Origin of the sequence: Sphingomonas molluscorum, from assembly GCF_039522995.1 — a bacterium.
Classification (GTDB): Bacteria; Pseudomonadota; Alphaproteobacteria; order Sphingomonadales; family Sphingomonadaceae; genus Sphingomonas; species Sphingomonas molluscorum.
Window position 1 is genome coordinate 122,107 of the sequence record NZ_BAAAEL010000015.1, and the last position, 20,209, is coordinate 142,315.

The 20,209-nt window shown below is 68.7% G+C and carries 21 protein-coding genes; 8 read left to right on the top strand and 13 right to left on the bottom strand.

Going from position 1 to position 20,209, the window contains the following annotated elements:
* Nucleotides 1-81: 81 nt before the first annotated feature.
* Nucleotides 82-1,311: a type III PLP-dependent enzyme gene (locus ABDZ92_RS14860; RefSeq protein WP_125960379.1), complete on the bottom strand. Its 1,230-nt coding sequence runs from the start codon at nt 1,309-1,311 to the stop codon at nt 82-84.
* A 144-nt stretch (nt 1,312-1,455) separates the two neighbouring features.
* Between ABDZ92_RS14860 and ABDZ92_RS14865 the strand changes: the two genes are divergently transcribed.
* A complete protein-coding gene (locus tag ABDZ92_RS14865) occupies nt 1,456-2,424 on the top strand; it encodes a threonine ammonia-lyase (RefSeq protein ID WP_206432177.1) in 969 nt (322 codons plus the stop codon).
* Nucleotides 2,425-2,645: 221 nt separating this feature from the next.
* Here ABDZ92_RS14865 and ABDZ92_RS14870 read toward each other — a convergent pair whose 3' ends face one another.
* The 4 genes from ABDZ92_RS14870 to ABDZ92_RS14885 form a co-directional block, all read right to left on the bottom strand.
* Nucleotides 2,646-3,521, bottom strand: coding sequence for a hypothetical protein (locus ABDZ92_RS14870; protein ID WP_164521234.1), 876 nt, complete (start codon nt 3,519-3,521; stop codon nt 2,646-2,648).
* A 550-nt stretch (nt 3,522-4,071) separates the two neighbouring features.
* Nucleotides 4,072-4,860 carry a TerC family protein gene (locus ABDZ92_RS14875; RefSeq protein ID WP_125960377.1) on the bottom strand — a complete coding sequence of 263 codons (789 nt, stop codon included), beginning with the start codon at nt 4,858-4,860 and terminating at the stop codon, nt 4,072-4,074.
* Nucleotides 4,861-4,908: 48 nt separating this feature from the next.
* On the bottom strand, nt 4,909-5,688 hold the full coding sequence (locus ABDZ92_RS14880; protein WP_125960376.1) for a hypothetical protein: 780 nt from the start codon (nt 5,686-5,688) through the stop codon (nt 4,909-4,911).
* An 89-nt stretch (nt 5,689-5,777) separates the two neighbouring features.
* Entirely contained in the window at nt 5,778-6,434 is a 657-nt protein-coding gene (locus ABDZ92_RS14885) for an alpha/beta hydrolase (RefSeq protein WP_125960375.1), read from the bottom strand.
* A 94-nt stretch (nt 6,435-6,528) separates the two neighbouring features.
* Here ABDZ92_RS14885 and ABDZ92_RS14890 point away from each other — a divergent pair, with 94 nt between their 5' ends.
* From ABDZ92_RS14890 to ABDZ92_RS14910, 5 genes are all read left to right on the top strand, one after another.
* Entirely contained in the window at nt 6,529-7,584 is a 1,056-nt protein-coding gene (locus ABDZ92_RS14890; RefSeq protein ID WP_125960374.1) for a cysteine desulfurase family protein, read from the top strand.
* Nucleotides 7,581-8,672, top strand: a complete 1,092-nt coding sequence (locus tag ABDZ92_RS14895; protein WP_125960373.1) for a cysteine desulfurase family protein — start codon at nt 7,581-7,583, stop codon at nt 8,670-8,672. Before ABDZ92_RS14890 ends, ABDZ92_RS14895 begins: the two co-directional genes overlap by 4 nt.
* Nucleotides 8,669-8,998, top strand: coding sequence for a 2Fe-2S iron-sulfur cluster-binding protein (locus ABDZ92_RS14900; RefSeq protein WP_125960372.1), 330 nt, complete (start codon nt 8,669-8,671; stop codon nt 8,996-8,998). The genes ABDZ92_RS14895 and ABDZ92_RS14900 overlap by 4 nt, the downstream gene beginning before the upstream one ends.
* Nucleotides 8,998-9,873, top strand: coding sequence for a class A beta-lactamase (gene bla / locus ABDZ92_RS14905; RefSeq protein ID WP_125960371.1), 876 nt, complete (start codon nt 8,998-9,000; stop codon nt 9,871-9,873). Before ABDZ92_RS14900 ends, bla begins: the two co-directional genes overlap by 1 nt.
* A gap of 235 nt (nt 9,874-10,108) precedes the next feature.
* Entirely contained in the window at nt 10,109-11,563 is a 1,455-nt protein-coding gene (locus ABDZ92_RS14910; RefSeq protein ID WP_125960370.1) for an ATP-binding protein, read from the top strand.
* 246 nt (nt 11,564-11,809) lie between these two features.
* Here the strand turns inward: ABDZ92_RS14910 and ABDZ92_RS14915 are convergent, their stop codons facing one another.
* From ABDZ92_RS14915 to ABDZ92_RS14925, 3 genes are read right to left on the bottom strand one after another with little or no spacing between them, the layout of a single operon-like run.
* Nucleotides 11,810-12,250, bottom strand: a complete 441-nt coding sequence (locus ABDZ92_RS14915) for a cytidine deaminase (RefSeq protein ID WP_125960369.1) — start codon at nt 12,248-12,250, stop codon at nt 11,810-11,812.
* The gene (locus tag ABDZ92_RS14920) at nt 12,247-12,921 is read right to left on the bottom strand and encodes a glycoside hydrolase family 25 protein (RefSeq protein ID WP_125960368.1); all 675 of its coding nucleotides are present in this window, start codon (nt 12,919-12,921) and stop codon (nt 12,247-12,249) included. Before ABDZ92_RS14920 ends, ABDZ92_RS14915 begins: the two co-directional genes overlap by 4 nt.
* Before the next feature lie 9 nt (nt 12,922-12,930).
* Nucleotides 12,931-13,413 (bottom strand): UPF0262 family protein, encoded by a 483-nt coding sequence (locus ABDZ92_RS14925; RefSeq protein WP_125960367.1) that lies wholly within the window; start codon nt 13,411-13,413, stop codon nt 12,931-12,933.
* Nucleotides 13,414-13,538: 125 nt separating this feature from the next.
* On the opposite strand from ABDZ92_RS14925, the gene ABDZ92_RS14930 reads away from it, so the two are divergent.
* Together ABDZ92_RS14930 and ABDZ92_RS14935 are read left to right on the top strand one after the other, a co-directional pair.
* Nucleotides 13,539-15,053: a replicative DNA helicase gene (locus ABDZ92_RS14930; protein ID WP_125960366.1), complete on the top strand. Its 1,515-nt coding sequence runs from the start codon at nt 13,539-13,541 to the stop codon at nt 15,051-15,053.
* Nucleotides 15,046-15,414 carry a DUF3088 domain-containing protein gene (locus ABDZ92_RS14935; RefSeq protein ID WP_125960365.1) on the top strand — a complete coding sequence of 123 codons (369 nt, stop codon included), beginning with the start codon at nt 15,046-15,048 and terminating at the stop codon, nt 15,412-15,414. Before ABDZ92_RS14930 ends, ABDZ92_RS14935 begins: the two co-directional genes overlap by 8 nt.
* A gap of 788 nt (nt 15,415-16,202) precedes the next feature.
* Here ABDZ92_RS14935 and ABDZ92_RS14940 read toward each other — a convergent pair.
* The 5 genes from ABDZ92_RS14940 to cobA all read right to left on the bottom strand — a co-directional run bounded on the left by ABDZ92_RS14940 (nt 16,203) and on the right by cobA (nt 20,182).
* On the bottom strand, nt 16,203-16,970 hold the full coding sequence (locus tag ABDZ92_RS14940; RefSeq protein WP_125960364.1) for a phosphoadenylyl-sulfate reductase: 768 nt from the start codon (nt 16,968-16,970) through the stop codon (nt 16,203-16,205).
* The gene (locus ABDZ92_RS14945; protein WP_125960363.1) at nt 16,963-17,415 is read right to left on the bottom strand and encodes a DUF934 domain-containing protein; all 453 of its coding nucleotides are present in this window, start codon (nt 17,413-17,415) and stop codon (nt 16,963-16,965) included. Before ABDZ92_RS14945 ends, ABDZ92_RS14940 begins: the two co-directional genes overlap by 8 nt.
* Nucleotides 17,408-19,039 (bottom strand): nitrite/sulfite reductase, encoded by a 1,632-nt coding sequence (locus ABDZ92_RS14950; RefSeq protein ID WP_125960362.1) that lies wholly within the window; start codon nt 19,037-19,039, stop codon nt 17,408-17,410. Before ABDZ92_RS14950 ends, ABDZ92_RS14945 begins: the two co-directional genes overlap by 8 nt.
* 61 nt (nt 19,040-19,100) lie before the next feature.
* Nucleotides 19,101-19,397, bottom strand: a complete 297-nt coding sequence (locus ABDZ92_RS14955) for a DUF2849 domain-containing protein (RefSeq protein ID WP_125960361.1) — start codon at nt 19,395-19,397, stop codon at nt 19,101-19,103.
* Nucleotides 19,394-20,182: a uroporphyrinogen-III C-methyltransferase gene (gene cobA / locus ABDZ92_RS14960; RefSeq protein ID WP_125960360.1), complete on the bottom strand. Its 789-nt coding sequence runs from the start codon at nt 20,180-20,182 to the stop codon at nt 19,394-19,396. Before cobA ends, ABDZ92_RS14955 begins: the two co-directional genes overlap by 4 nt.
* Nucleotides 20,183-20,209 lie beyond the last annotated feature (27 nt).

Sequence of the window (20,209 nt, forward strand, 5' to 3'; positions counted from 1 at the left end):
GTTCAAGGGGACGCACGAAACCCGTCAAGGGCGGCGGAGGCCGTCAGCGCCCGCCGCCCATATAGGTAGGCCTTGCGGCCGTTAAAGCTTGATGACGTTCGAGCGCTTCGCGCGTTCGGCCGCTTCCAGCGCGACGTAGAGCGAAGCCATCGGCTCGTCGGTGACGATCACCGTCTCTTCCGAACCGAAGCCGTTGAACGCCGTCCGCATCGCGCAGCCATAGGCGCCGAGCATGCCGATCTCGACATAGTCGCCCGCCCGGATGTCCGCCGGCAGCTCGAACGGACCCGCCATGTGGTCCATGTCGTCGCAGGTCGGCCCGTAGAAGCTGAAGCCCACGTCCTTGGCGTCCGACTCCGGCTCGCGCAGCAGCTGCACCGGAAAGCGCCAGCCGATGTGCGCCGCATCGAACAACGCGCCATAGGCACCGTCGTTGATGTAGAGCTCGGCCCCGCGGCGCTTCTCCACGCGCACCACCAGCGAACTGTACTCGGCGCACAGCGCGCGGCCCGGCTCGGCCCACAGCTCGGCCGAATAGGACACCGGCAGGCTTTCGAACGCGCGGTGGATCGTCTCGAAATAGCGCTCCAGCGGCGGCGGCTCCATGCCCGGGTAGGTCGACGGGAACCCGCCGCCCACGTCGATCACGTCCACCGTCACGGCTGCCTCGACGATGGCGGCGCGCACGCGCTCCATCGCATTGGCATAGGCTTCCGGCGACATCGCCTGGCTGCCGACATGGAAGCAGATGCCGAGCGCGTCGGCCGCCTGGCGCGCCGCGAACAGCAGTTCCTTCGCCTCGTGCGGCGCCGCGCCGAACTTCGACGCGAGGCTCAGCTTCGAGTGATCCGACGACACGCGCAGCCGGACGCACAGCGTCAGGTCCTCGGCGCCACGGGTCGCACGGACGATCTTTTCCAGCTCCTCGGTCGTGTCGAGCGAGAAGACGCGCACGCCGTGGGTGAAATACGCCTCGGCGATCGCTTCCTCGGCCTTGACCGGGTGCATGAAGCACAGGGTCGCGTCCGGAAGCGTGCGCGAGACGAGCCGCACCTCCGCGATCGAGGCGACGTCGAAATGCGTGATGCCGCTGTCCCACAGGATCTGCAGCAGATCCGGCGACGGGTTCGCCTTCACCGCATACATCGACCGGCCCGGAAACTTCTCGACGAAGAATCGGGCGGCCCGACGCGCGGCGTGCGGACGGACAAGCGTTACCGGCTGGACCGGAGCACGCTGGGCGATGTCGACGCCGCGGACGACGTCAGAGTGGGCGATTGCTAGCCCCAGCGCGCTATGGTGTTCGGCCAATTCAAGGGACCTCCAACGGGGTAGTTCGACACAAGAGCTGCCTTGCGGTTGGAAGTCCCATGGGGCAGCGGATGGCGCACATAGGGTCGGTGAACCGGCGTGTAAAGCGCCTGACTCGCATCACGGCCGCTGCGGAGACGAAATGTGACCATCGTGCGACAGCCCACACGCGCCGGAGTGCGGGACGCGGCTGCAAAGATCGCCCAAATCCTTCCCCCGACACCGCTTTTCGCGGCCGAAATCCGCGGGTGCCGGGTCGCGTTCAAGGCCGAATCGCTCCAGCCGATCGGTGCGTTCAAGGTCCGTGGCGCCTGGCATCGCCTGACCGCGCTCGACGAAGCGGCCCGCGCGCGGGGCGTCGTCGCCTTCTCGTCGGGGAATCACGCGCAGGGAGTCGCCTGGGCGGCGCGGCGGCTGCGGATGCCGGCGACGATCGTCATGCCGGCCGACGCGCCGGAGGTGAAGCGGGAGGCGACGCTGGCGCTCGGCGCCGAGGTGGTGCGCTACGACCGCCGCAGCGAAAGCCGCGAGCGGATCGCGGGCGAACTCGCCGCCGCGCGCGGCGCGACGCTGGTGCCGAGCTTCGACGATCCTTGGGTGATCGAGGGGCAGGGGAGCGCCGGCATCGAGGCCGCGCAGCAGATGGAGGCGCAGGGTCTAGGGTCCGTGCGCCACGTCGTGACGCCCTGCGGCGGCGGCGGCCTGGCCGCCGGCCTCGCGCTTGCCCTTCCGGACGCGGAACTGACGGTGGTCGAGCCGGAGGGCTGGGACGACATGCGGGCGTCGCTGGAGGCCGGCTGGATCGAGCCGGTGGCGCCGGACGCGCCGGACACCGCATGCGACGCGCTCCAGACGCAGCGGGTGTCGCCGCTCACCTTCGAGGTAATCGCGCGCCGCGGCGCCACCGGCGTCGCCGTCAGCGAAGCCGAGATCCGCCACGCCCAGCGCTGGGCCGCGCGCCAGCTGCGCCTGGTGGTGGAGCCCGGCGGCGCGGTTGGGCTTGCGGCGCTGCTCGCCGGCAAGGTGACACCGGCAGACGGCATGCTGGTGCTGCTGTCGGGCGGGAACGTCGACCCGCACGCCTATGCGGCGGTGCTGGCGGGAGAAGACTAGGGCGTGAACCCATCAACGACCGCTTCTAGGGCGAGCATTGAACGACCGATTATGGGTGGGGAGCGGACGCGCCGATGTTCGCCGCGCAATCCTATTCATTGTGGCCGACATGCTGCCTCAAAAGAGACGCGCCGCTCACGAATCCCAGAATTGGCACAATGATGAAGATCAGGAAGAGTAAGCCGTTAATAAGAACATTAGAGAAAGACATTCTCGTAAGGTCAATTGGATGAACGCTCATTTCCCAAACATACATGTTTACTGTGGAAACTGTGAATATAAGCAATTATCCTTATCGGCTGCCAAAATAAGACGCTTGCGAGCAAGATAAAGCTGGAAAAGCCACAGATAAAATTTACGATATTGTCGTAGATTGCTATTTCTCCGCTTAAATATGCTAAGCCGTAGATGATCAGCTGAAGAAGCGCCAGCGACGCGCAGATTACGTAGCTACCGTAAAAAAGCTTGGTCATTACGGCATAAGAGCGAAGCCGAGCGAGGTCCGCAATGGGGCGTTTGCCGCCAGTCCGCTTTTGGGGTCCGGTTTCGCCGCGGCGAACTGCGAGGAGTGGTGCAAAGCGGAGTGGTCGCTCTGCGCAACAGACGAAAGAAGACGGTAGCGGGCTAAACCGCGTTCGGATCGCGGGGATCGGCAGGCCGTTCACAACTGCGCGTAGTCTGCGGTTTCGGGCTGCATTCTTCCGTGGATCACATCCGAGATCGGCAACGTAGATACGATCAAGGCCAACTCCGATCCAGCGGATCGAGATCATGCCCGCGTCGGTGACGTACGGAGTATCTGCCGGGCAAGTTTCAGATAAGAACCGCTTAGACATTTCATCCGTCGGGCCAGAAGCGGACTTGAACATTTCGACACGTTTCAGAAACCGTGCGTAGGCGACAGGACTGACCTCAAACGATTTTGGCTTTTGACCTTCGGCCGCGATGTTGGCGACAGGCTCGTCACTGCCCTTTGCATCTAACGTCACGGTCAGGCCAGGAGCCTGAACCTCAACCCTGCTGACCTGCGCTGTCATTCTGTCTGACTCGCAACCGGCGACCAGCATGGCCACAAAGCAGAGGATCAATGACCGCATCCGAGAAGTATGCGGATGTGGCGGAACGTCTGCAACTGGGCGTTAGCGGTTGTTCCCGTCGAAGTCGTCGCGACTTGCCGCGGCCTCTTCGTCGATACTCGAACCGCATTTCGGGCAGGGGTCTACCACCCATGGATAGAAGACCGCCCCGCGCTGGTTGACAAAACCGTGGTGACATGGGCGTCGTCGGATGGAGCGGATCAGTAGCACTAACGAGATGCATGAGGTGGCGACCCAGATGAACCGCCAAGGCATCGGCAATGCGGGGGACCACGCCCCGGTCGCGCATACGATGCTGTAGAACATCATTTTCAACGAAGAACTGGTCGACCGTTGCATCAGGCACCCACTTTGCTGGTGCGTCGTCCAATCGGCGTGGTGGCGTCGGCGAGCCAATTTTGCACCTTAGCGCCGGTACCTCCTTGTGCAACGCGGAACGTCTGTACTGAAGCGGGGCGTCGCAAGGCACAATGTCCGAAAGTGGGCGTTCGCAGACCGTCGGCTTGATGAATCCACGACCCAGCCCGCCCGCCCCGGCGGAAGACCGGCCCTAGTGCTTCCCGCCCTTCCGCTGCTGCGCACGGCGGGAGAGCATGTTCAGCAGCTCGACCAGCACCGAGAAGCCCATCGCCGCGTAGATATACCCCTTGGGCACATGGACGCCGAAGCCGTCGGCGATCAGCACCGCGCCGATCATGAGCAGGAAGCCCAGCGCGAGCATCACGACCGTGGGGTTGCGGGCGATGAAGTTCGCCAGCGGATCGGCCGCCAGCACCATGGCGCCGACCGCGGCGAGCACGGCGATGATCATCACCGCGAGATTGTCGGTCATGCCGACCGCGGTCAGGATTGAATCGATCGAGAACACCATGTCGAGCAGGATGATCTGGACGATCGCCGATCCGAAGGTGATCGCCGCCACCTGCTTCTTGTCGAGCAGGTCGTCGCTCGGGGTGGCGTCCACATTGTGGTGGATCTCCTTGGTCGCCTTCCAGATCAGGAACAGCCCGCCGGCGACCAGGATCAGGTCGCGCCAGGAGAAGGCGGTCTCGAACGCAGGCTGCCCATAGTCGTTGAGCGGACCCGTGATGCCGAGGTCGAACACCACCGCCGTCAGCCCGACGAGCCAGGCGATCATGGAAAGCAGGAGGAGCCGCATGCCGAGCGCGAGGCCGATGCCGACCTTGCGGGCGCGAGCCCGCTGCTCCTCCGGCAGCTTGTTCGACAGGATCGAGATGAAGACGAGGTTGTCGATGCCGAGCACCACCTCCATCACCACGAGCGCGATCAGTGCGGCCCAGGCTGTCGGGTCGGAGAAGAGTGCGAGAAGGCTTTCCATCCCGCCAGTCTATGCGGCGCCCGGCGCCGGCACAACGCCGCAGCGACGCTAGGGCTGGGGACGCTGGGTGAAGTCGATGCGGATGCGGACCCAGGCGCCGATCATCGGCTTTCCGCCGACCCGCGGCGGCCGGACGCGGAACTGCCACGCGGCCTGGCGGATGGCGCCCGCCAGCCGCGATCCCCGCGGAGAGTCGCCCAGCTCGCGGCAGTCCTCGACGCGGTAATCGGCGACGGTGCGGCAGGCGATCTCCGCCCATGCGCCGGCAGGGGCACCCTGCGGCGGCATATAGGCGCCAAGCTCCCGGTCGGTCGGCCGGCGATACCATTCCGCCCGGTACAGCCGTTCGCCGCCGGGTCCTTCGCCCGGACCATAGGCCGCACCACTATCCGCAGCGTCGCCGCCGTCGTTCGCCGAACCGCTGTCGGCAAGTTCGGCGCCCTGCTTCGATCGGATCGCGCCGATGTCGGACGCGGCGAAATCCTCGCTGCTCAGGACCAGCATGTTGGGGGTGGGCTGTGGAGCGGGCGGCGCGCTGGGCGGCGGTGGCGGTGCCGTCACCGCGTCCTTGGGGCGGCTGCGTGCGGTGGCGCCGCCGCCGGGCTTCGGCACCTCGGGGTCGCCGGCCGCCTGGGTCTCGGGCGGGTCGGGCGTGATGTCGAACACGGGGGGCGCCGCCTCGGGCGGCGGGGGCGGCAACAGCCGCGGCGCGAGCGTCAGCAGCATGATCAGGATCAGGACGTTGATCCCGACCGCCAGCAACAACGCGACCGTGCGGGGCCGGCGGGACGCGCGATACGACGAGATGGGATCGGACGCCGCGCGCATTGCTGGCGCGCCTACACCGCGCGCGCAGGCGCCGCAATCATGTGTTGGAAACGGCCTCCGGGGACGCGCGGCGCCCCCGGGCTGCCCGGTCAGCGGATCGGCGAGTTCGGGTCGAGCCGCATGTCGAGATAGCGGTCCACGCTGCCCATCAGCTCCGGCATCTCGTGCTCGAAGAAGTGGTTCGCGCCGGGGATCACGTCGTGGTGGATGGTGATGTGCTTTTGCGTGCGCAGCTTGTCGACCAGCTTCTGGGTCGCGGCCGGCGTCACCACCTCGTCCGCCTCGCCCTGGATGATGATGCCCGAGGAGGGGCAGGGCGCCAGGAAGGTGAAGTCGAACATGTTCGCGGGCGGCGCGATCGAGATGAAGCCGCGGATCTCGGGACGGCGCATCAGCAGCTGCATGCCGATCCACGCGCCGAAGCCGAAGCCTGCGACCCAGGTCGTCTGCGCTTCGGGGTGGAAGCTCTGCACCCAGTCGAGCGCGGAAGCCGCGTCCGACAGTTCGCCGACGCCGTTGTCGAACGTGCCCTGACTCTTGCCGACGCCGCGGAAGTTGAAGCGCAGCGTCGCGAAGCCGCGGCGCTGGAAGGTCTTGTAGAGCTCCTGCACGATGCGGTTGTTCATCGTGCCGCCGGCATTGGGATGCGGGTGGAGGATCATCGCCACGGGTGCGCGCGGGCGCGGGGCGGGGGCAAAACGACCTTCGAGGCGCCCTTCCGGGCCGGGAAAGATGACTTCGGGCATGGGTTTCCTGCCGAGAGAAATGGGGCGCGCGGTTGGGCGCAGCAAGCTGCGCGCTATATAGGCGGCAAGCTTTCCCGCGCAATCGGAACGATACTTGGCCGAACGACTCTATCTGGATCATGCCGCGACAACCCCGATGCGGCCGGAGGCGATCGCCGCGGTGGCAGAGGGCATGGCGCGCTGGGCGAACCCCTCGTCTCCTCATGCGGAGGGGCGCGCGGCGCGCCGCATGCTGGAGGACGCCCGCGCCCGCATCGCCGCAGCGCTCGGCTGGCCCCATGAGGTGATCCTGACCAGCGGCGCCAGCGAGGCGATCGCGCTGGCGCTCGGGCGGGCCAAGGGCGTGCGGATCGCCGTGTCGCCGACCGAGCATGACGCCGTCCTGCGCGCGGCGGGCGATGCGGAGCGGCTGCCGGTGGATGTGGCAGGCCGGGCTTCGCTGCCCGAGCCCACCGGCGAGCGGCGGCTGTTCGCGATCCAGGCCGCCAATTCGGAAACGGGCGTGCTCCAGCCCCTCGACACGCTCGCGGCCGAGATCCGCGGACGCGGGGAGCTGTTGTTCGCCGACTGCGCACAATCGGCGGGCAAGCTCCCGCTGCCGGACGCGGACCTAATCGCCGTCTCCGCGCACAAGCTCGGCGGGCCGCCGGGCATCGGCGCGCTGCTGGTGCGCGACTTCGCGGTCCTCGAACCCACGGGCGGCCAGGAGCAGGGCTACCGCGGCGGGACTGAGAACCTGCCCGGCGTGCTCGGCTTCGCGGCCGCGCTGGAAACGCCGCGCGACTGGCTGGAGCAGGCGACCGAATGGCGCGCCATGCTCGACGCGGCGGTGATCGCAGAAGGCGGGGAGGTCGTCGCCGGGGAGGCACCCCGCCTCGCCACCATCGCCGCCTATCGCATGCCAAGCGTCGCCTCCGCCGCGCAGTTGATCCGCTTCGACGGCAGCGGCATCGCGGTGTCCGCCGGCAGCGCCTGCTCGTCTGGCAGCCTCAAGCCCAGCCACGTGCTCGGCGCGATGGGCTGGGAGGCGCAGTCTGCGCGGGAAGTGGTGCGGGTGAGCTTCGGCTGGAACACCCGTGCCGAGGACGCCCGCCGCTTCGCCGACGCCTGGACCGCGATCGCCCGGGAAGCGCGGGCGCGGGCGGCATGAGCTACCTCGACTATCAGGCCACGACCCCCCTCGCGCCCGAGGCACTGGCGGCGATGCTCCCCTGGCTGGAGCGCCAGCACGCCAACCCGCACTCCCCGCATCGCGAGGGCCGCGCCGCCCGCGCCGCGGTGGAAGTGGCGCGCGGACAGGTGGCCAGGCTGCTGCCGGAGGGCGGCCGCGTCGCCTTCACCTCCGGCGCCACCGAGGCGCTCAACTGGGCGATCCAGGGGACCCAGGGCTCGATCGTGACGCTCGCGACCGAGCACGCGACCGTGCTCGACACCGTCGCTGCCGAGGCGCGGAAAGGCCGTGCGGTCACCATCCTGCCGGTGAGCAGCGACGGCCGCGTCGACCTGAAGGAAGCCGCCCGCGCGATCCTGCCCGGCACCGGCCTGGTGGCGGCGATGCTGGTCAACAACGAGATCGGCGTGATCCAGCCGATCGCGGAGCTCGCCGCACTCGCCCACGCCGCCGGCGCGCGGTTCCTGTGCGACGCGGTGCAGGGCTATGGCCGGGTGCCCGTTCCCGACAGCTGCGATCTGGTCGCCGTCTCCGGCCACAAGATCCACGGGCCGAAGGGTATCGGCGCGCTGTGGGTCCGCGACGGCGTGCCGCTCGCGCCGCTGCTCCACGGTGGAGGGCAGGAGGCGCCGGGACGTTCCGGCACGCTCTCGCCCGCGCTGTGTGCCGGCTTCGGCGCCGCCGCCCGGCTCGCGGTCGAGCGGCAAGACGAAGACGCGGCGCACGTCGCCCGTCTCGCTCAGGCGGCACGGGCCGCGCTCGGGCGCGATTGGCGGGTGAACGGCTCCACCGAGCACCGCTATCGCGGCAACCTCAACCTGCGGCGCGAAGGGCTCGACGTGGCGCGGTTGATGAGCGACCTGCGCGACATCGCCTTTTCCGCGGGCTCCGCCTGTGCCAGCGGCTCGGGGCGGCCGAGCCACGTGCTTCGCGCCATCGGCCTGTCGGACGCGGAGGCGCGATCGAGCATCCGCATCGGCTTCGGCCGCACCACCACCGAGGAGGAATTGTTGAACGCCATCACCCGGATCGACGCAGCGGCGCGCGCGCAAAAGGTGGCGGCATGATCGTCCGCTTCATCGGCGTCGACGGCGCGATCGAGGAAGCACGCGGTGCTGCCGGCGATCGGCTGCTCGACCTCGCTCAGGCCTATGGCCAGCCGCTGGAGGGCACGTGCGACGGGCAGATGGCCTGCTCGACCTGCCACGTGATCGTCGCGCCGGAATTCGCCGACCTGCTGCCCCCGCCGTCGGAAGAAGAGGAAGACATGCTCGATTTCGCCCCCGGCGCCACGCGCACCAGCCGGCTCGCCTGCCAGATCACGCTCACCGACGCGCTCGAAGGCCTCACGGTGCGCATGCCCGGCCAGCAGGCCGACGCGAGGCGGCGCTGATGCGGCGGCGCGAGTTCGTCGCCGGCGCCGCGGCCGCAGTGCTGCTGCCGACCTGGCTGGAGGCGCTGGGCAGCGCCGCCTTCGCTGCGCCCGCCGATCCGCTCGCCGCGATCGCCAGCGAGGCAGGCGGCCGCCTGGGCGTGTCGGTGCTGGACACGGGCACCGGGCGCCGCCTGTGGCTCGACCCGCTGGCGCGCTATCCTTTGTGCTCGACCTTCAAGGTGCCGCTTGCCGCCGCGATCCTCGCGCGCGGCGATCGTGGCGAACTCGACCTCCAGCGCCCGATCCGCTTCACGCAAGGCGATCTCCTCGACTATGCCCCGGTGGTACGCGAGAACCTGCCCCGCGGGCAGATGACGCTCGCGGAGCTGTGCGCCGCTGCCGTCGAGTGGAGCGACAATGCCGCCGCCAACCTGCTGCTGCCGCAGCTCGGCGGGCCGTCCGGCCTGACCCGCTTCCTGCGCTCCGCAGGGGACACGATCACCCGGCTCGACCGCGTGGAGCCCGAGCTCAACGACTACAAGCCCGGCGAACTGCGCGACACGACGACGCCGATGGCGATGACGACGCTGCTGGCGGCGCTGCTCACGGGCGACGTGCTGGAGCCGGCGTCGCGCAAGCAGCTCACCGACTGGATGATCGGCTGCCGCACCGGCGACAAGCGGCTGCGCGCCGGGCTGCCCAAGAGCTGGCGAGTCGGCGACAAGACCGGCACCAGCGGCAACGGGCAGGCCAACGACATCGCCATCGCATGGCCGCCGAACCGCAAGCCGATCCTGATCGCCTGCTACCTCGACGCGCCCGGGATCGCGCCGGAGAAGGCGGACCAGGCGATCGCCTCGGTGGGGGCGCTGGTGGGACAGCTGTTCGCCTGAGAGATCTTCCGCGGCTCCACCATTCCCCACCTGTTTGTCTCGAGTAGGGATCGAGCTTGTCGAGAGCCCGTATCGAGAGAGCCGCGCGCGCCGACCTCTCGATACGCCGTCTCGACAAGCTCGACGGCTACTCGAGGCGAACGGAAAAGGAAGGCGCGGACAGGAACAGTGCTGTCTGCGAAAACCGTCGCATCCCCCTTGCCGCAGCCCCCTGCCATCGTCCAAACGCGCCGGCATGACCGTTGCCGTCGACATGGGAACCGATCCGGCCGGCAAGCCGGTTCCGATTGATCTCGAAGAACTTCTCGCCACCCGCCTGCTGGTTCAGGGCAATTCGGGCTCGGGCAAGTCGCACCTGCTGCGCCGCCTGCTCGAACGCAGCGCGCGCCACGTCCAGCAGGTGGTGATCGACCCGGAGGGGGACTTCGTCACCCTGTCCGCCGCCTATGGCCACATCGTCATCGATGCGGTCGACCACAGCGAGCGCGAGGTGGCGAAGTTCGCCGCGCGCGCCCGCGAGCATCGCGCCTCCGTCGTCCTCAGCCTGGAAGGGCTGGAGGCCGAAGGACAGATGCGCTGCGCCGCCGCCTTCCTCTCGGCGCTGTTCGATGCCCCGCGCGAGCACTGGTATCCAGCGCTCGTCGTGGTGGACGAGGCGCAGCTGTTTGCCCCCACCACCGGCGGTGAGGTGGCGGAGGAAGTCCGTCGCGCCTCGCTCTCGGCGATGACCAACCTGATGTGCCGCGGCCGCAAGCGCGGCCTCGCCGGCGTGATCGCGACCCAGCGCCTCGCCAAGCTCGCCAAGAACGTCGCGGCCGAGGCGTCCAACTTCCTGATGGGCCGCACCTTCCTCGACATCGACATGGCCCGCGCGGCCGACCTGCTCGGAATGGAGCGTCGCCAGGCCGAACAGATCCGCGACCTCCAGCGCGGCACGTTCCTCGCGCTCGGCCCGGCCGTCACGCGCCGGCCTGTGGCGGTGCGGATCGGCGCGGTCGAGACCTCGGCGCGCAGCGGCAGCCCCAAGCTGACGCCGCTCCCCTCCGGCCAGGTCGCCGACATCAAGGACCTGCTGCTCGCTCCCGTCGAGGAGATGCTGCCGCTGCCGATGCCGGTCCGCCCGGCGCCGCCTCCCGAAGAGGTGATGGCCGCGATCGAGCGCCCGGCCGGGCCGATCGCCACCCCGGCACTGCCCGAGCGTTCGGAGGAGGAAACCGACACGATCATCGCCGACGTGCTGCGCGCGATCCTGTCCGACGACGACGCGGCCCAGCGCCCGGCGGCGATGCTTTACCAGGACTTCGGCGTGCGCTGCCGCATGGCGGGGCTGTCGCGCCCGCCGCTCGACCTGCCAGCCTTCACCCGCCGCCTGTCTTGTGCCCGCGCCGGCATCTTCGAATCGCCCGAAGACGAGTGGGGCGACGCGCTCCAGCTCGCCGCGTCGCTGCCCGACGACATGCTTGGGCCCTTCCTGCTGATCGCCCGCGCCGCCCGCGTCGGCGAGCCATGCCCGAGCGACGAGGAGATCGCGCGCACCTATGGCACCAGCTCGATGGGCCGCGTGAAGCGGCTGGTCGCCTATATCGAGAGCCGCGACCTGTTCGTGTGCCGCACTGACCTGTCCGGCCGCAGATCGATCACCCTGCCGCATCTCGGCTGGACCACGGAAGCGTCCGAAGTCGCGGCGTAACGACCACGCTCCGTCGTTTCCCCGCGAAGGCGGGGATCCAGGGCCAAGCAGAGAAACGGCTGATAATGCCTGGTGCCCTGGGCTCCCGCCTTCGCGGGAGCCGGAGAATGTGTCAGGAGCAGCCTGACTCTCGCCACCCAAACCCGTACCCTGGCGAAGGCCGGGGCCCAGTTGGGAAGACCGCCGTGAGGCACGATCCGACCAGATCGCCCCACCTGAGCCTTCGCCGGGGTTCGCTCGCGGCCCCTACAGCCCCAGGTCCGCCGGCCCGAACGCATGCGGCAGCAGCTCCGACAGCCGGTGCTCCTCGACGGCATCGCCCTCCGCACCCGCGCAGAACACCTTCAAGTCGCGCCGCCCGATCTGCGCCGCCTCGTTCAGCACCTGACGGCAGCGCCCGCACGGCCGCACCGGCACGTCGCCGGTCGCGACGCCGTCGACCATTATCCCGCCGATCACCGCCACCTCGGCGATCTCGCCCAGCCGCCCTTGCGCGCTCGCAGTGGCGACCGCCACCGTCTCCGCGCACAGCGACAGGCCGTAGCTCGCATTCTCGAAATTGGCGCCGGTGATGACGCTGCCGTCGGTCATGCGCAGGGCGGCGCCGACGGCAAAGCGCGAGTAGGGCGCATGGGCGTTGCGGGCGGCGGTGCGCGCCGCCGCGATCAGGGCTTCGGTATCGGTCATGGTGCTACGACATCCCAATGGACGGGGCGGTCGACGCCGTCGATCCGCCGGATGGTGCTCGCCTGCCACATCCGCCACGGACGTGCCAGATAGAGGGGCGCGAAGAACTCCTGGGCGGCCCACAGCGGCCGGTCGACGGCGCCGCTCACGGCGTAGGCCTTTTCGAACGGCTCGGAGACCTTGAGCAGCATCGGCGAACCGGTGTGGTGCTCCACCACCTCCAGGAAGCGTCGAATGCCGGCAAGGACCTGCGCACGCTCCGGGCGGCGGGCGCAGCCTTCGTCCAGTTCCAGCTCCAGCACCGTCGGCAACGCGTCGATCGCGCGGGGCACGAAGGTGACGAACGCGTCCGCCTGCGCCTCCGTCGCCCGGCACAGCGAGAACTGGTGGATCACGCCGCGGCGGATGCCCGCTTCGCCCAGTGCCGCCCAGTTGGACTGGAACAGCCGGTCGCGCCGCGTGCCGTCGCCGATCGCGCGGACATAGGCGAAGTCGACGCCGCGGGCCCGCGCCGTCAGCCAGTCGACCGGCCCGGTCTCCTCCGACACGTCGATGCCCTGCACCGGATACTCGCCCGTCGAGGGCCGCCAGTCGGTCGCATAGTGCCAGCCCGCGGCCCCCGCGAGACACAGCGCCGCCGCGATGGCGAGCACCGCCTTCAAAACCCGCATTCCCTGAATTCAACCCCTGATGTGCAGCACGCAGATGAGCGTGAAAAGGCGGCGCGCCGTATCGAAATCGATCTCGATCTTGCCGGCGAGCCGCTCGATCAGCAGCTCGGCGCCTTCGTTGTGGAGACCCCGGCGCGCCATGTCGATGGTCTCGATCTGCTGCGGCGTCGCCTGGCGCAGCGCCTGGTAATAGCTGTCGCATATCGCGAAATAGTCGCGGATCGGCCGGCGGAAGCGGGCAAGGCCCAGCACCAGCGTCTCCAGCGGCGTGTCGTCGGCGCGACGGATGTCGATCGCCAGCCGCCCGTCCTCCACGCGCAGGCGCACGCGGTACGGCCCGGCATAGCCGTCGGCATGCACCCGTTGCGGCGCGAAGCGGTTGCCCTCCAGCAGGTCGTAGATGGCGATCCGCCGTTCCTGCTCGACGTCGGCGCTGCGCCAGAGAATGGTGCGCTCGTCGAGCGAGACGTCGATGATCCGCGGATCGGCCATGGTGGAGCAGCGCTTAGCCGTTTGGCGCGCCTTGGCAACGCCCAAGCCGGCAAAACGCACCTGTCCACAGATGTTTCGCTTAGGGTCGCTTGAGCTTGGCCGCCGCGTCTGGGAAAAGCAGGCCCATGGCCACACTTGCACATATCGGCGGCTCGTCCGCTCCGTCCCCGGCTGCGCGCCTCCCCCAGAACGTGGAGGCCGAAGCGGCGCTCCTGGGCGCGATGATGATCGACAACCGGCTGGCCGACGACATCGTCGAGCGACTCGAGCCGGACCATTTCTTCGAACCCGTCCACGCCCGCATCTTCGAAAAGATTCGCGACGTGCGCCGCCAGAACATGCTCGCCAACCCGGTGACGCTGCGCCCGTTGTTCGAGGACGACGCCGGCATGCGCGAGCTGGGTGGCCCCGGCTATCTCGCCCAGCTGACCGGCAGCGGCGCGGGCCTCTTGGGTGCCAAGCAGTTCGCCGAGCAGATCTACGACCTGGCCCAGCTGCGCGCGCTGATCACCGTCGGCACGACGCTCGTCGAAAACGCGCTCGACACCAGCCAGACGATCGACCCGCGCAAGCAGATCGAGCAGGCCGAAGAAGCGCTGTTCCGCGTCGCGGCCGAAGGCACCACCGCCAATACGGTCAAGAGCTTCGCCCAGGCGACGACCATGGCCGTGCAGATGGCCGATCGCGCGCTCAACTCGGGCGGTGGCCTGTCGGGCGTCACCACCGGCCTCGACAGCATCAACTCGCGGATCGGTGGTCTCCACCATTCCGACTTGATCATCCTCGCTGGCCGTCCCGGCATGGGCAAGACCTCGCTTGCCACCAACATCGCCTTCAACGCCGCGCGCCGCTTCATGGACGATCAGCGCGCCGGCGTGGAGAAGGGCAAGTCGGTCGGCGCCAAGGTCGCGTTCTTCAGCCTGGAAATGTCGGCCGACCAGCTCGCCACCCGCGTGCTCGCCGAACAGTCCGGCATCAGCTCCGAAGCGCTGCGCATGGGCAAGATCAGCAAGGCGGAGTTCGTGAAGCTCGCCGATGCCGCGGCCGACCTCGAATCACTGCCGCTCTACATCGACGACACCGCCGGTCTTTCGATCAGCGGCCTGCACACCCGCGTGCGCCGTCTCCACCGCCGCCTGGACGACCAGCTCGGCCTGGTGGTGGTCGACTATCTCCAGCTGCTGCAGGGCACCGGCCGATCCGACAACCGCGTCAACGAAATCTCGGAGATCAGCCGCGGCTTGAAGACGCTCGCCAAGGACATCGGCGTGCCGGTGATCGCGCTTTCGCAGCTCAGCCGCGCGGTCGAACAGCGCGAGGACAAGCGCCCGCAGCTCTCCGACCTTCGCGAATCCGGCTCGATCGAGCAGGACGCCGACATGGTCTGGTTCGTCTACCGCGAGGATTATTATGTCGCCGCCAAGGAGCCTAAGCGCCCGCGCGACGGCGACGACGCCCGCGTGTTCGAGGATCACGCGAAGTGGGCGGTCGACATGGAACGCGTCTATGGCCTCGCCGAGCTCATCATCGCAAAGCAGCGCCACGGCGCCACCGGCAAGGTCACGATGAAGTTCGAACCGACCATCACGCGCTTCAGCGACTATGTCGGCGAGAACTACGGCAGCTTCGACAATGAGTGACGCGGGCGGGCAGGGGACGCGCGACCGGCTGATCCTGATCGACCCGGCGAGCACCGACCCGGCCTATCCCGATGCGCACTACTTCTGCTTCGACTGCATCGTGATCGAGGGCGTGCTCGCGGCGTATCCAGGCTTGCGGGAGCGCCTGGACGTCGAGCACGTCGCCTGGGCCCGCCCGCGCGAGCGGGTGGTGGCGCTGGTAGGGGAGGCGCACCAATCGCTCCCCCTTCTGATCCTCGCCGATGATGCGCCCGCGGCGCTCGCGACCGGAGAGGCCAACGGGCTGCGCTTCGCCGACACCCGCGAGGCCATCCTGGAGGCGCTCGCCGCCCGCCACGGCATCCCCCGCCGGCACCCGTAAACCGCGACCGCGCCACCCTCATAGACCACGTACCCCGGCGAAGGCCGGGGCCCAGTTGCGGCGCCATCGGGCGTAGGCGCACCACCGTTCCAGCCGCCCCGGCAACCGGGCCGCCGCGACACCCGCAACAGCTCGCCATACCGCCGTATTCCTGCGCAGGCAGGAATCCAGGGCCAAGCAGAACAACTGCTCGCGGAGTTCCAGAACCCTGGGCTCCTGCCTGCGCAGGAGCACGGTGAGGGTTTTGACCGAAGGGCGCGGCAACCCCACGGGCCAGCGCGGCATTGTCGAAGTCAGCGCGCCCCCGCACCCTCACCCCAACTGGGCCCCGGCCTTCGCCGGGGTGCGCCGTCTCGCTTGTGGCACCTGTCGGCTACCAACAGACACCCGCGATCCTAGGCCGTTGCGGTGGTATCCCTCCACAACTTATCCACAGCTTGTGCAGCGATCATTCACCGAGCGATGCACGTATCCGCTCACGGCCTATCCACAGGTTATCCACAGGGCTTTGCACATGCTGTCCACAGCCCGTCCACAGGCTTGCACACGACCCATACACAGCCTGTCCACCGCCAGTTTCAACCCCGATCCACCCCGGACCAACGCCGCGCCCACCAATTGCCAACAACTTATCCACAGGCTCGTCCACGCCCAGCAGACGCGCGAACGCCCTCCCACAACCACGAGAGCGCCGACCGTTCAGAAGGATACGCAAAACGCCCCCAGCCTCCCGCTTCCGCGAGAGCACTAAGGGCGCGAGGGGAAAACCGCGGCCGCAGCCGCGCCGGTCAGAAGACGGGCTGGTTCGGGTCGCCGTCGGGAATGGGGGTGTGGATCCCGCATTCGGTCTTGTTCCAGCCGCTCCAGCGGCCGGAGCGCGGGTCTTCGCCCGGCGCCACCTTGTTGGTGCACGGCTGGCAGCCGATCGACGGATAGCCCATCGCCACCAGCGGGTTCACCGGCAGGTCGTGCGCGGCGAAATAGGCGTCGAGCTCTTCCTTGGACCAGGTGATCAGCGGGTTCACCTTCAGCCGGTCGCCGTCCAGCTCGAAGCGCAGCAGGTTCGCGCGCGTCGCCGCCTGGAACGCCTTGCGCCCGGTGAAGCTCGCGTCGAATCCGGCCAGCCCGCGCGCGAGCGGCTCGACCTTGCGGATCTCGCAGCAGCCATCCGGGTCATAGGACCAGCGCAACCCGCTCTCATCCCGCGCCGCCAGCCGTTCGGCATCGGGCTGGAGGATGCGCAGGTCGGTGAGCCCCAGGAAGCGCACCAGTTCGTCGCGATAGGCGATCGTCTCCGAGAAATGCTTGCCCGTGTCGAGGAACAGCACCGGCACCGACCGGTCGACGCTCGCCACCAGGTGCAGCAGCGCAGCCGATTCGGCCCCGAACGACGACACCACCGCCACGTCGCCCAGCAGCCCTTCGCCCAGCGCCACGCGCAGCATTTCCTGCGTGTCCACGCCGCGGAAGCGCTCGTTCAGCCGTGCGGCATCCGCCAGCGTGAAGCGGGGCTGGAGGTCGAGCCGGTCGATGATCCGCAGTGCAGCATTACCCATGACGCAGTTTCCACACCGGTTGCACCGGGTCGGCAGCCCGCTGGTAGAAGTGCGCGTAGCGGCTCAGCGCCGCCTCCGCCGTCGCCTGGTCGATCGGCGCCTCGGGCGCGAAGCTGTCGAAGCCACAGCGCCGCATCGGCAGCAGCTGGTCGACCAGCACGTCTCCCTGCGCGCGAAGCTCACCCTCATACCCGGCCTCGCGCAGAAGCCGTGCCGACGAATAGCCGCGCCCGTCGCGGAACTTGGGGAAGCTCACCTCCACCAGCGCGATCCGGTCGAGATAGGGGAGCAGCGCCCGCGCGTCGTCGCCGGCCTCCAGCCGCACCGCCGTGGCGTTGGACTGGCCCAGGAACGCGTCCAGCGTCACCGCCGGCTCGTCATGCGGGGCATCGTCGCGAAAGCGCAGGAAGCCAGCGTCGGCCGGATTGGTGGTCAGCTCAGCCATAGATCGCCTCCTTGAACGGCTCCATGCCAATGCGCCGGTATGTGTCGACGAAACGCTCGCCCTCGTGACGCTCGGCCAGATAGCGGTCGGTGACGCGTTCGATCGCGTCGACGACGCCGTCTTCGGAGAACCCCGGTCCCGTGATCTTGCCCAGGCTCACGTCCTCGGCACCCGATCCGCCCAGCAGCAGCTGGAAATTCTCCGTGCCCTTCCGGTCCACGCCCAGGATGCCGATGTGGCCGGCATGATGGTGGCCGCAGGCGTTGATGCAGCCCGAGATCTTGAGCTTCAGCTCGCCCAGGTCGCGCTGCCGCCCCAAGTCGGCAAAGCGCCCGGCGATCTTCTGCGCAAGCGGGATCGAACGGGCGTTGGCGAGGCTGCAATAGTCGAGCCCCGGGCAGGCGATGATGTCGCCGATCAGGTCCAGGTTCGCCTCGGCGAGCCCAGCCTCCACCAGCTGCTGCCAGACGGCATAGAGGTCCGCCTTGCGGACATGCGGCAGGACGATGTTCTGCGCATGGGTCACGCGCAGCTCGTCGAAGCTGTAGCGCTCGGCAAGCGCGGCCATGCGGTCGATCTGGTCGGCCGATGCGTCGCCCGGAATGCCCTTGGCCGGCTTCAGGCTGATGTTGACGATCGCATAGCCCGGCTGCTTGTGCGCCTTGACGTTCTGGTCGAGCCACACCGCGAAATCGGGATCGCTGCGGTCGAGCGCGTCCGACAGGCCTTCCTCGAACGGCGGCGGCGCGAAATGGGCGGCGATGCGGTCGAACTCGGCCTGCGGCGGGTCGATCCCCAGCGCCTTCACCGCCACGAACTCTTCCTCCACCTGGCGGCGATATTCGTCGGCGCCGATCTCGTGGAGCAGGATCTTGATTCGCGCCTTGTAGATGTTGTCGCGCCGGCCATAGCGATTGTAGACCCGCAGGCACGCCTCCAGATAGCTGACGAAGTCCTCGAACGGCACGAACTCGCGGATCAGCGAGGCGATCATCGGGGTGCGGCCCATGCCGCCGCCCACATACACCGCCGCACCCAGCTTGCCGTCGCGCTCGAGGATCTGCAGCCCGATGTCGTGCAGCCGCATTGCCGCGCGATCCTCGTCGGCCGCGATCACCGCGATCTTGAACTTGCGCGGAAGATAGGTGAACTCGGGGTGGAAGGTCGACCACTGGCGCAGCAGCTCCGCCCAGGGGCGCGGGTCCGTCACCTCGTCGGCGGCGGCACCGGCGTACTGGTCCGACGAGATGTTGCGGATGCAGTTGCCGCTGGTCTGGATGGCATGCATCTCGACCGTCGCCAGCTCGCGCAGGATCGCGGGCGTATCCTCCAGCTTGATCCAGTTGAACTGCAGGTTCTGGCGCGTGGTGAAATGGCCGTAGCCCCGGTCGTAGGTGCGCGCGATATGGCCCAGCATCCGCATCTGGCGGCTGTCCATCGTGCCATAGGGGACCGCCACGCGCAGCATATAGGCGTGCAGCTGAAGATACAGGCCGTTCATCAGCCGCAGCGGCTTGAACTGGTCCTCGGTGATCTGCCCCGATAGGCGCCGTGCGACCTGATCGCTGAACTCGGCGATCCGGCCCTCGACGATGGAGCGGTCATATTCGTCGTACTTGTACATGCTACCCTCGTCACACCGGCATCCGCCGGGATCGCGCGCCGGTTGGCGCCGCGGCAGTTGTTCAGATCACCCAGCTTCCCGCATCGGGATCGGCAGGCTTCAGCGTCAGGTCGGGCCGCACCGTCGGGCCGAGCGCCCGGATGCGGTCCTTGATATGGGCGGGGCGGGGGCCCTCGGCAGTCGCCTCCGCGTCGATCACATAGGGCACGTTCACGCGCAGCGCGGCTTCCTCGACATGGGCGATCGCCTCGCCATTGCTGCCGACGTCCACCGCGTCCTCCAGGTGCCGGGACCAGCCATTGCCGGTCCACCACACCACGTCACCGCTCGCCAGATCATTGCCCGTCAGGATCTTCACGCCATTGCCTCCGCTGCGGTCGCCCAGGCGCCCAGCTTGTCCTCTGCATCCGCCAGCTGGACCACTTCGCCCACCACGATCACTGCCGGGCTCTGCACGCCCTCGCGCCCGACCATCTGGCCCAGGTCCGCGAGCAGCGTGCGCAACGCCCGCGCGCCGGGCAGCGTGCCGCGCTCCAGCACCGCCACCGGCATGTCCGGGGCAACGCCGTCCGCCATCAGCTTGTCCGCGATCGCCTCGGCGGTCGCCACGCCCATGTAGATCACCAGCGTGCGGCCCTTGCCGGCAAGCCCCGACCAGTCCTGGTCGGTCAGCCCCTTGCACTGGCCGGCGACGAAGCTCACCGCCGAAGACCAGTCGCGGTGGGTGAGCGGCAGCATCGCGCCGGCCGCACAGCCCAGTGCCGCCGACACGCCGGGGATCACTTCCACCGGCAGCCCTGCCGCGCGCACCGCTTCGACCTCCTCGCCACCGCGGCCGAAGATGAACGGGTCGCCGCCCTTCAGCCGCACGACGATGGCGCCGGTCTTCACATGCGCGACGATCAGCGCATTGATCGATTCCTGCGGCAGCGTGTGGCGCGAGCGCCGCTTGGCCACCGAGATGCGCTGGGCGGCGGCGGGGGCGATGTCGAGCACCCGCGCGTCCACCAGCCCGTCGTGCACCACGACGTCGGCGCTTTTCAGCGCTTCGACTGCGCGCACGGTCAGCAGGCCCGGATCGCCGGGTCCTGCGCCCACCAGGATGACGCGCCCACGCGCGTGCGGATCGAGTAGCGTCGGCATGCTGGGCAAATGGCGGTTCGCGCGCGC

Bases quoted from the DNA above. Each gene is read 5' to 3' on its own strand.
- ABDZ92_RS14895 (WP_125960373.1), top strand. From the start codon at position 7,581: ATGAGCTACCTCGACTATCAGGCCACGACCCCCCTCGCGCCCGAGGCA.
- ABDZ92_RS14925 (WP_125960367.1), bottom strand. From the start codon at position 13,413: ATGGCCGATCCGCGGATCATCGACGTCTCGCTCGACGAGCGCACCATT.
- ABDZ92_RS14885 (WP_125960375.1), bottom strand. From the start codon at position 6,434: ATGCCCGAAGTCATCTTTCCCGGCCCGGAAGGGCGCCTCGAAGGTCGT.
- ABDZ92_RS14935 (WP_125960365.1), top strand. From the start codon at position 15,046: ATGAGTGACGCGGGCGGGCAGGGGACGCGCGACCGGCTGATCCTGATC.
- ABDZ92_RS14875 (WP_125960377.1), bottom strand. From the start codon at position 4,860: ATGGAAAGCCTTCTCGCACTCTTCTCCGACCCGACAGCCTGGGCCGCA.
- ABDZ92_RS14880 (WP_125960376.1), bottom strand. From the start codon at position 5,688: ATGCGCGCGGCGTCCGATCCCATCTCGTCGTATCGCGCGTCCCGCCGG.
- ABDZ92_RS14920 (WP_125960368.1), bottom strand. From the start codon at position 12,921: ATGCGGGTTTTGAAGGCGGTGCTCGCCATCGCGGCGGCGCTGTGTCTC.
- ABDZ92_RS14915 (WP_125960369.1), bottom strand. From the start codon at position 12,250: ATGACCGATACCGAAGCCCTGATCGCGGCGGCGCGCACCGCCGCCCGC.
- ABDZ92_RS14910 (WP_125960370.1), top strand. From the start codon at position 10,109: ATGACCGTTGCCGTCGACATGGGAACCGATCCGGCCGGCAAGCCGGTT.
- cobA (WP_125960360.1), bottom strand. From the start codon at position 20,182: ATGCCGACGCTACTCGATCCGCACGCGCGTGGGCGCGTCATCCTGGTG.
- ABDZ92_RS14930 (WP_125960366.1), top strand. From the start codon at position 13,539: ATGGCCACACTTGCACATATCGGCGGCTCGTCCGCTCCGTCCCCGGCT.
- ABDZ92_RS14900 (WP_125960372.1), top strand. From the start codon at position 8,669: ATGATCGTCCGCTTCATCGGCGTCGACGGCGCGATCGAGGAAGCACGC.
- ABDZ92_RS14940 (WP_125960364.1), bottom strand. From the start codon at position 16,970: ATGGGTAATGCTGCACTGCGGATCATCGACCGGCTCGACCTCCAGCCC.
- ABDZ92_RS14870 (WP_164521234.1), bottom strand. From the start codon at position 3,521: ATGCGGTCATTGATCCTCTGCTTTGTGGCCATGCTGGTCGCCGGTTGC.
- ABDZ92_RS14945 (WP_125960363.1), bottom strand. From the start codon at position 17,415: ATGGCTGAGCTGACCACCAATCCGGCCGACGCTGGCTTCCTGCGCTTT.
- ABDZ92_RS14950 (WP_125960362.1), bottom strand. From the start codon at position 19,039: ATGTACAAGTACGACGAATATGACCGCTCCATCGTCGAGGGCCGGATC.
- bla (WP_125960371.1), top strand. From the start codon at position 8,998: ATGCGGCGGCGCGAGTTCGTCGCCGGCGCCGCGGCCGCAGTGCTGCTG.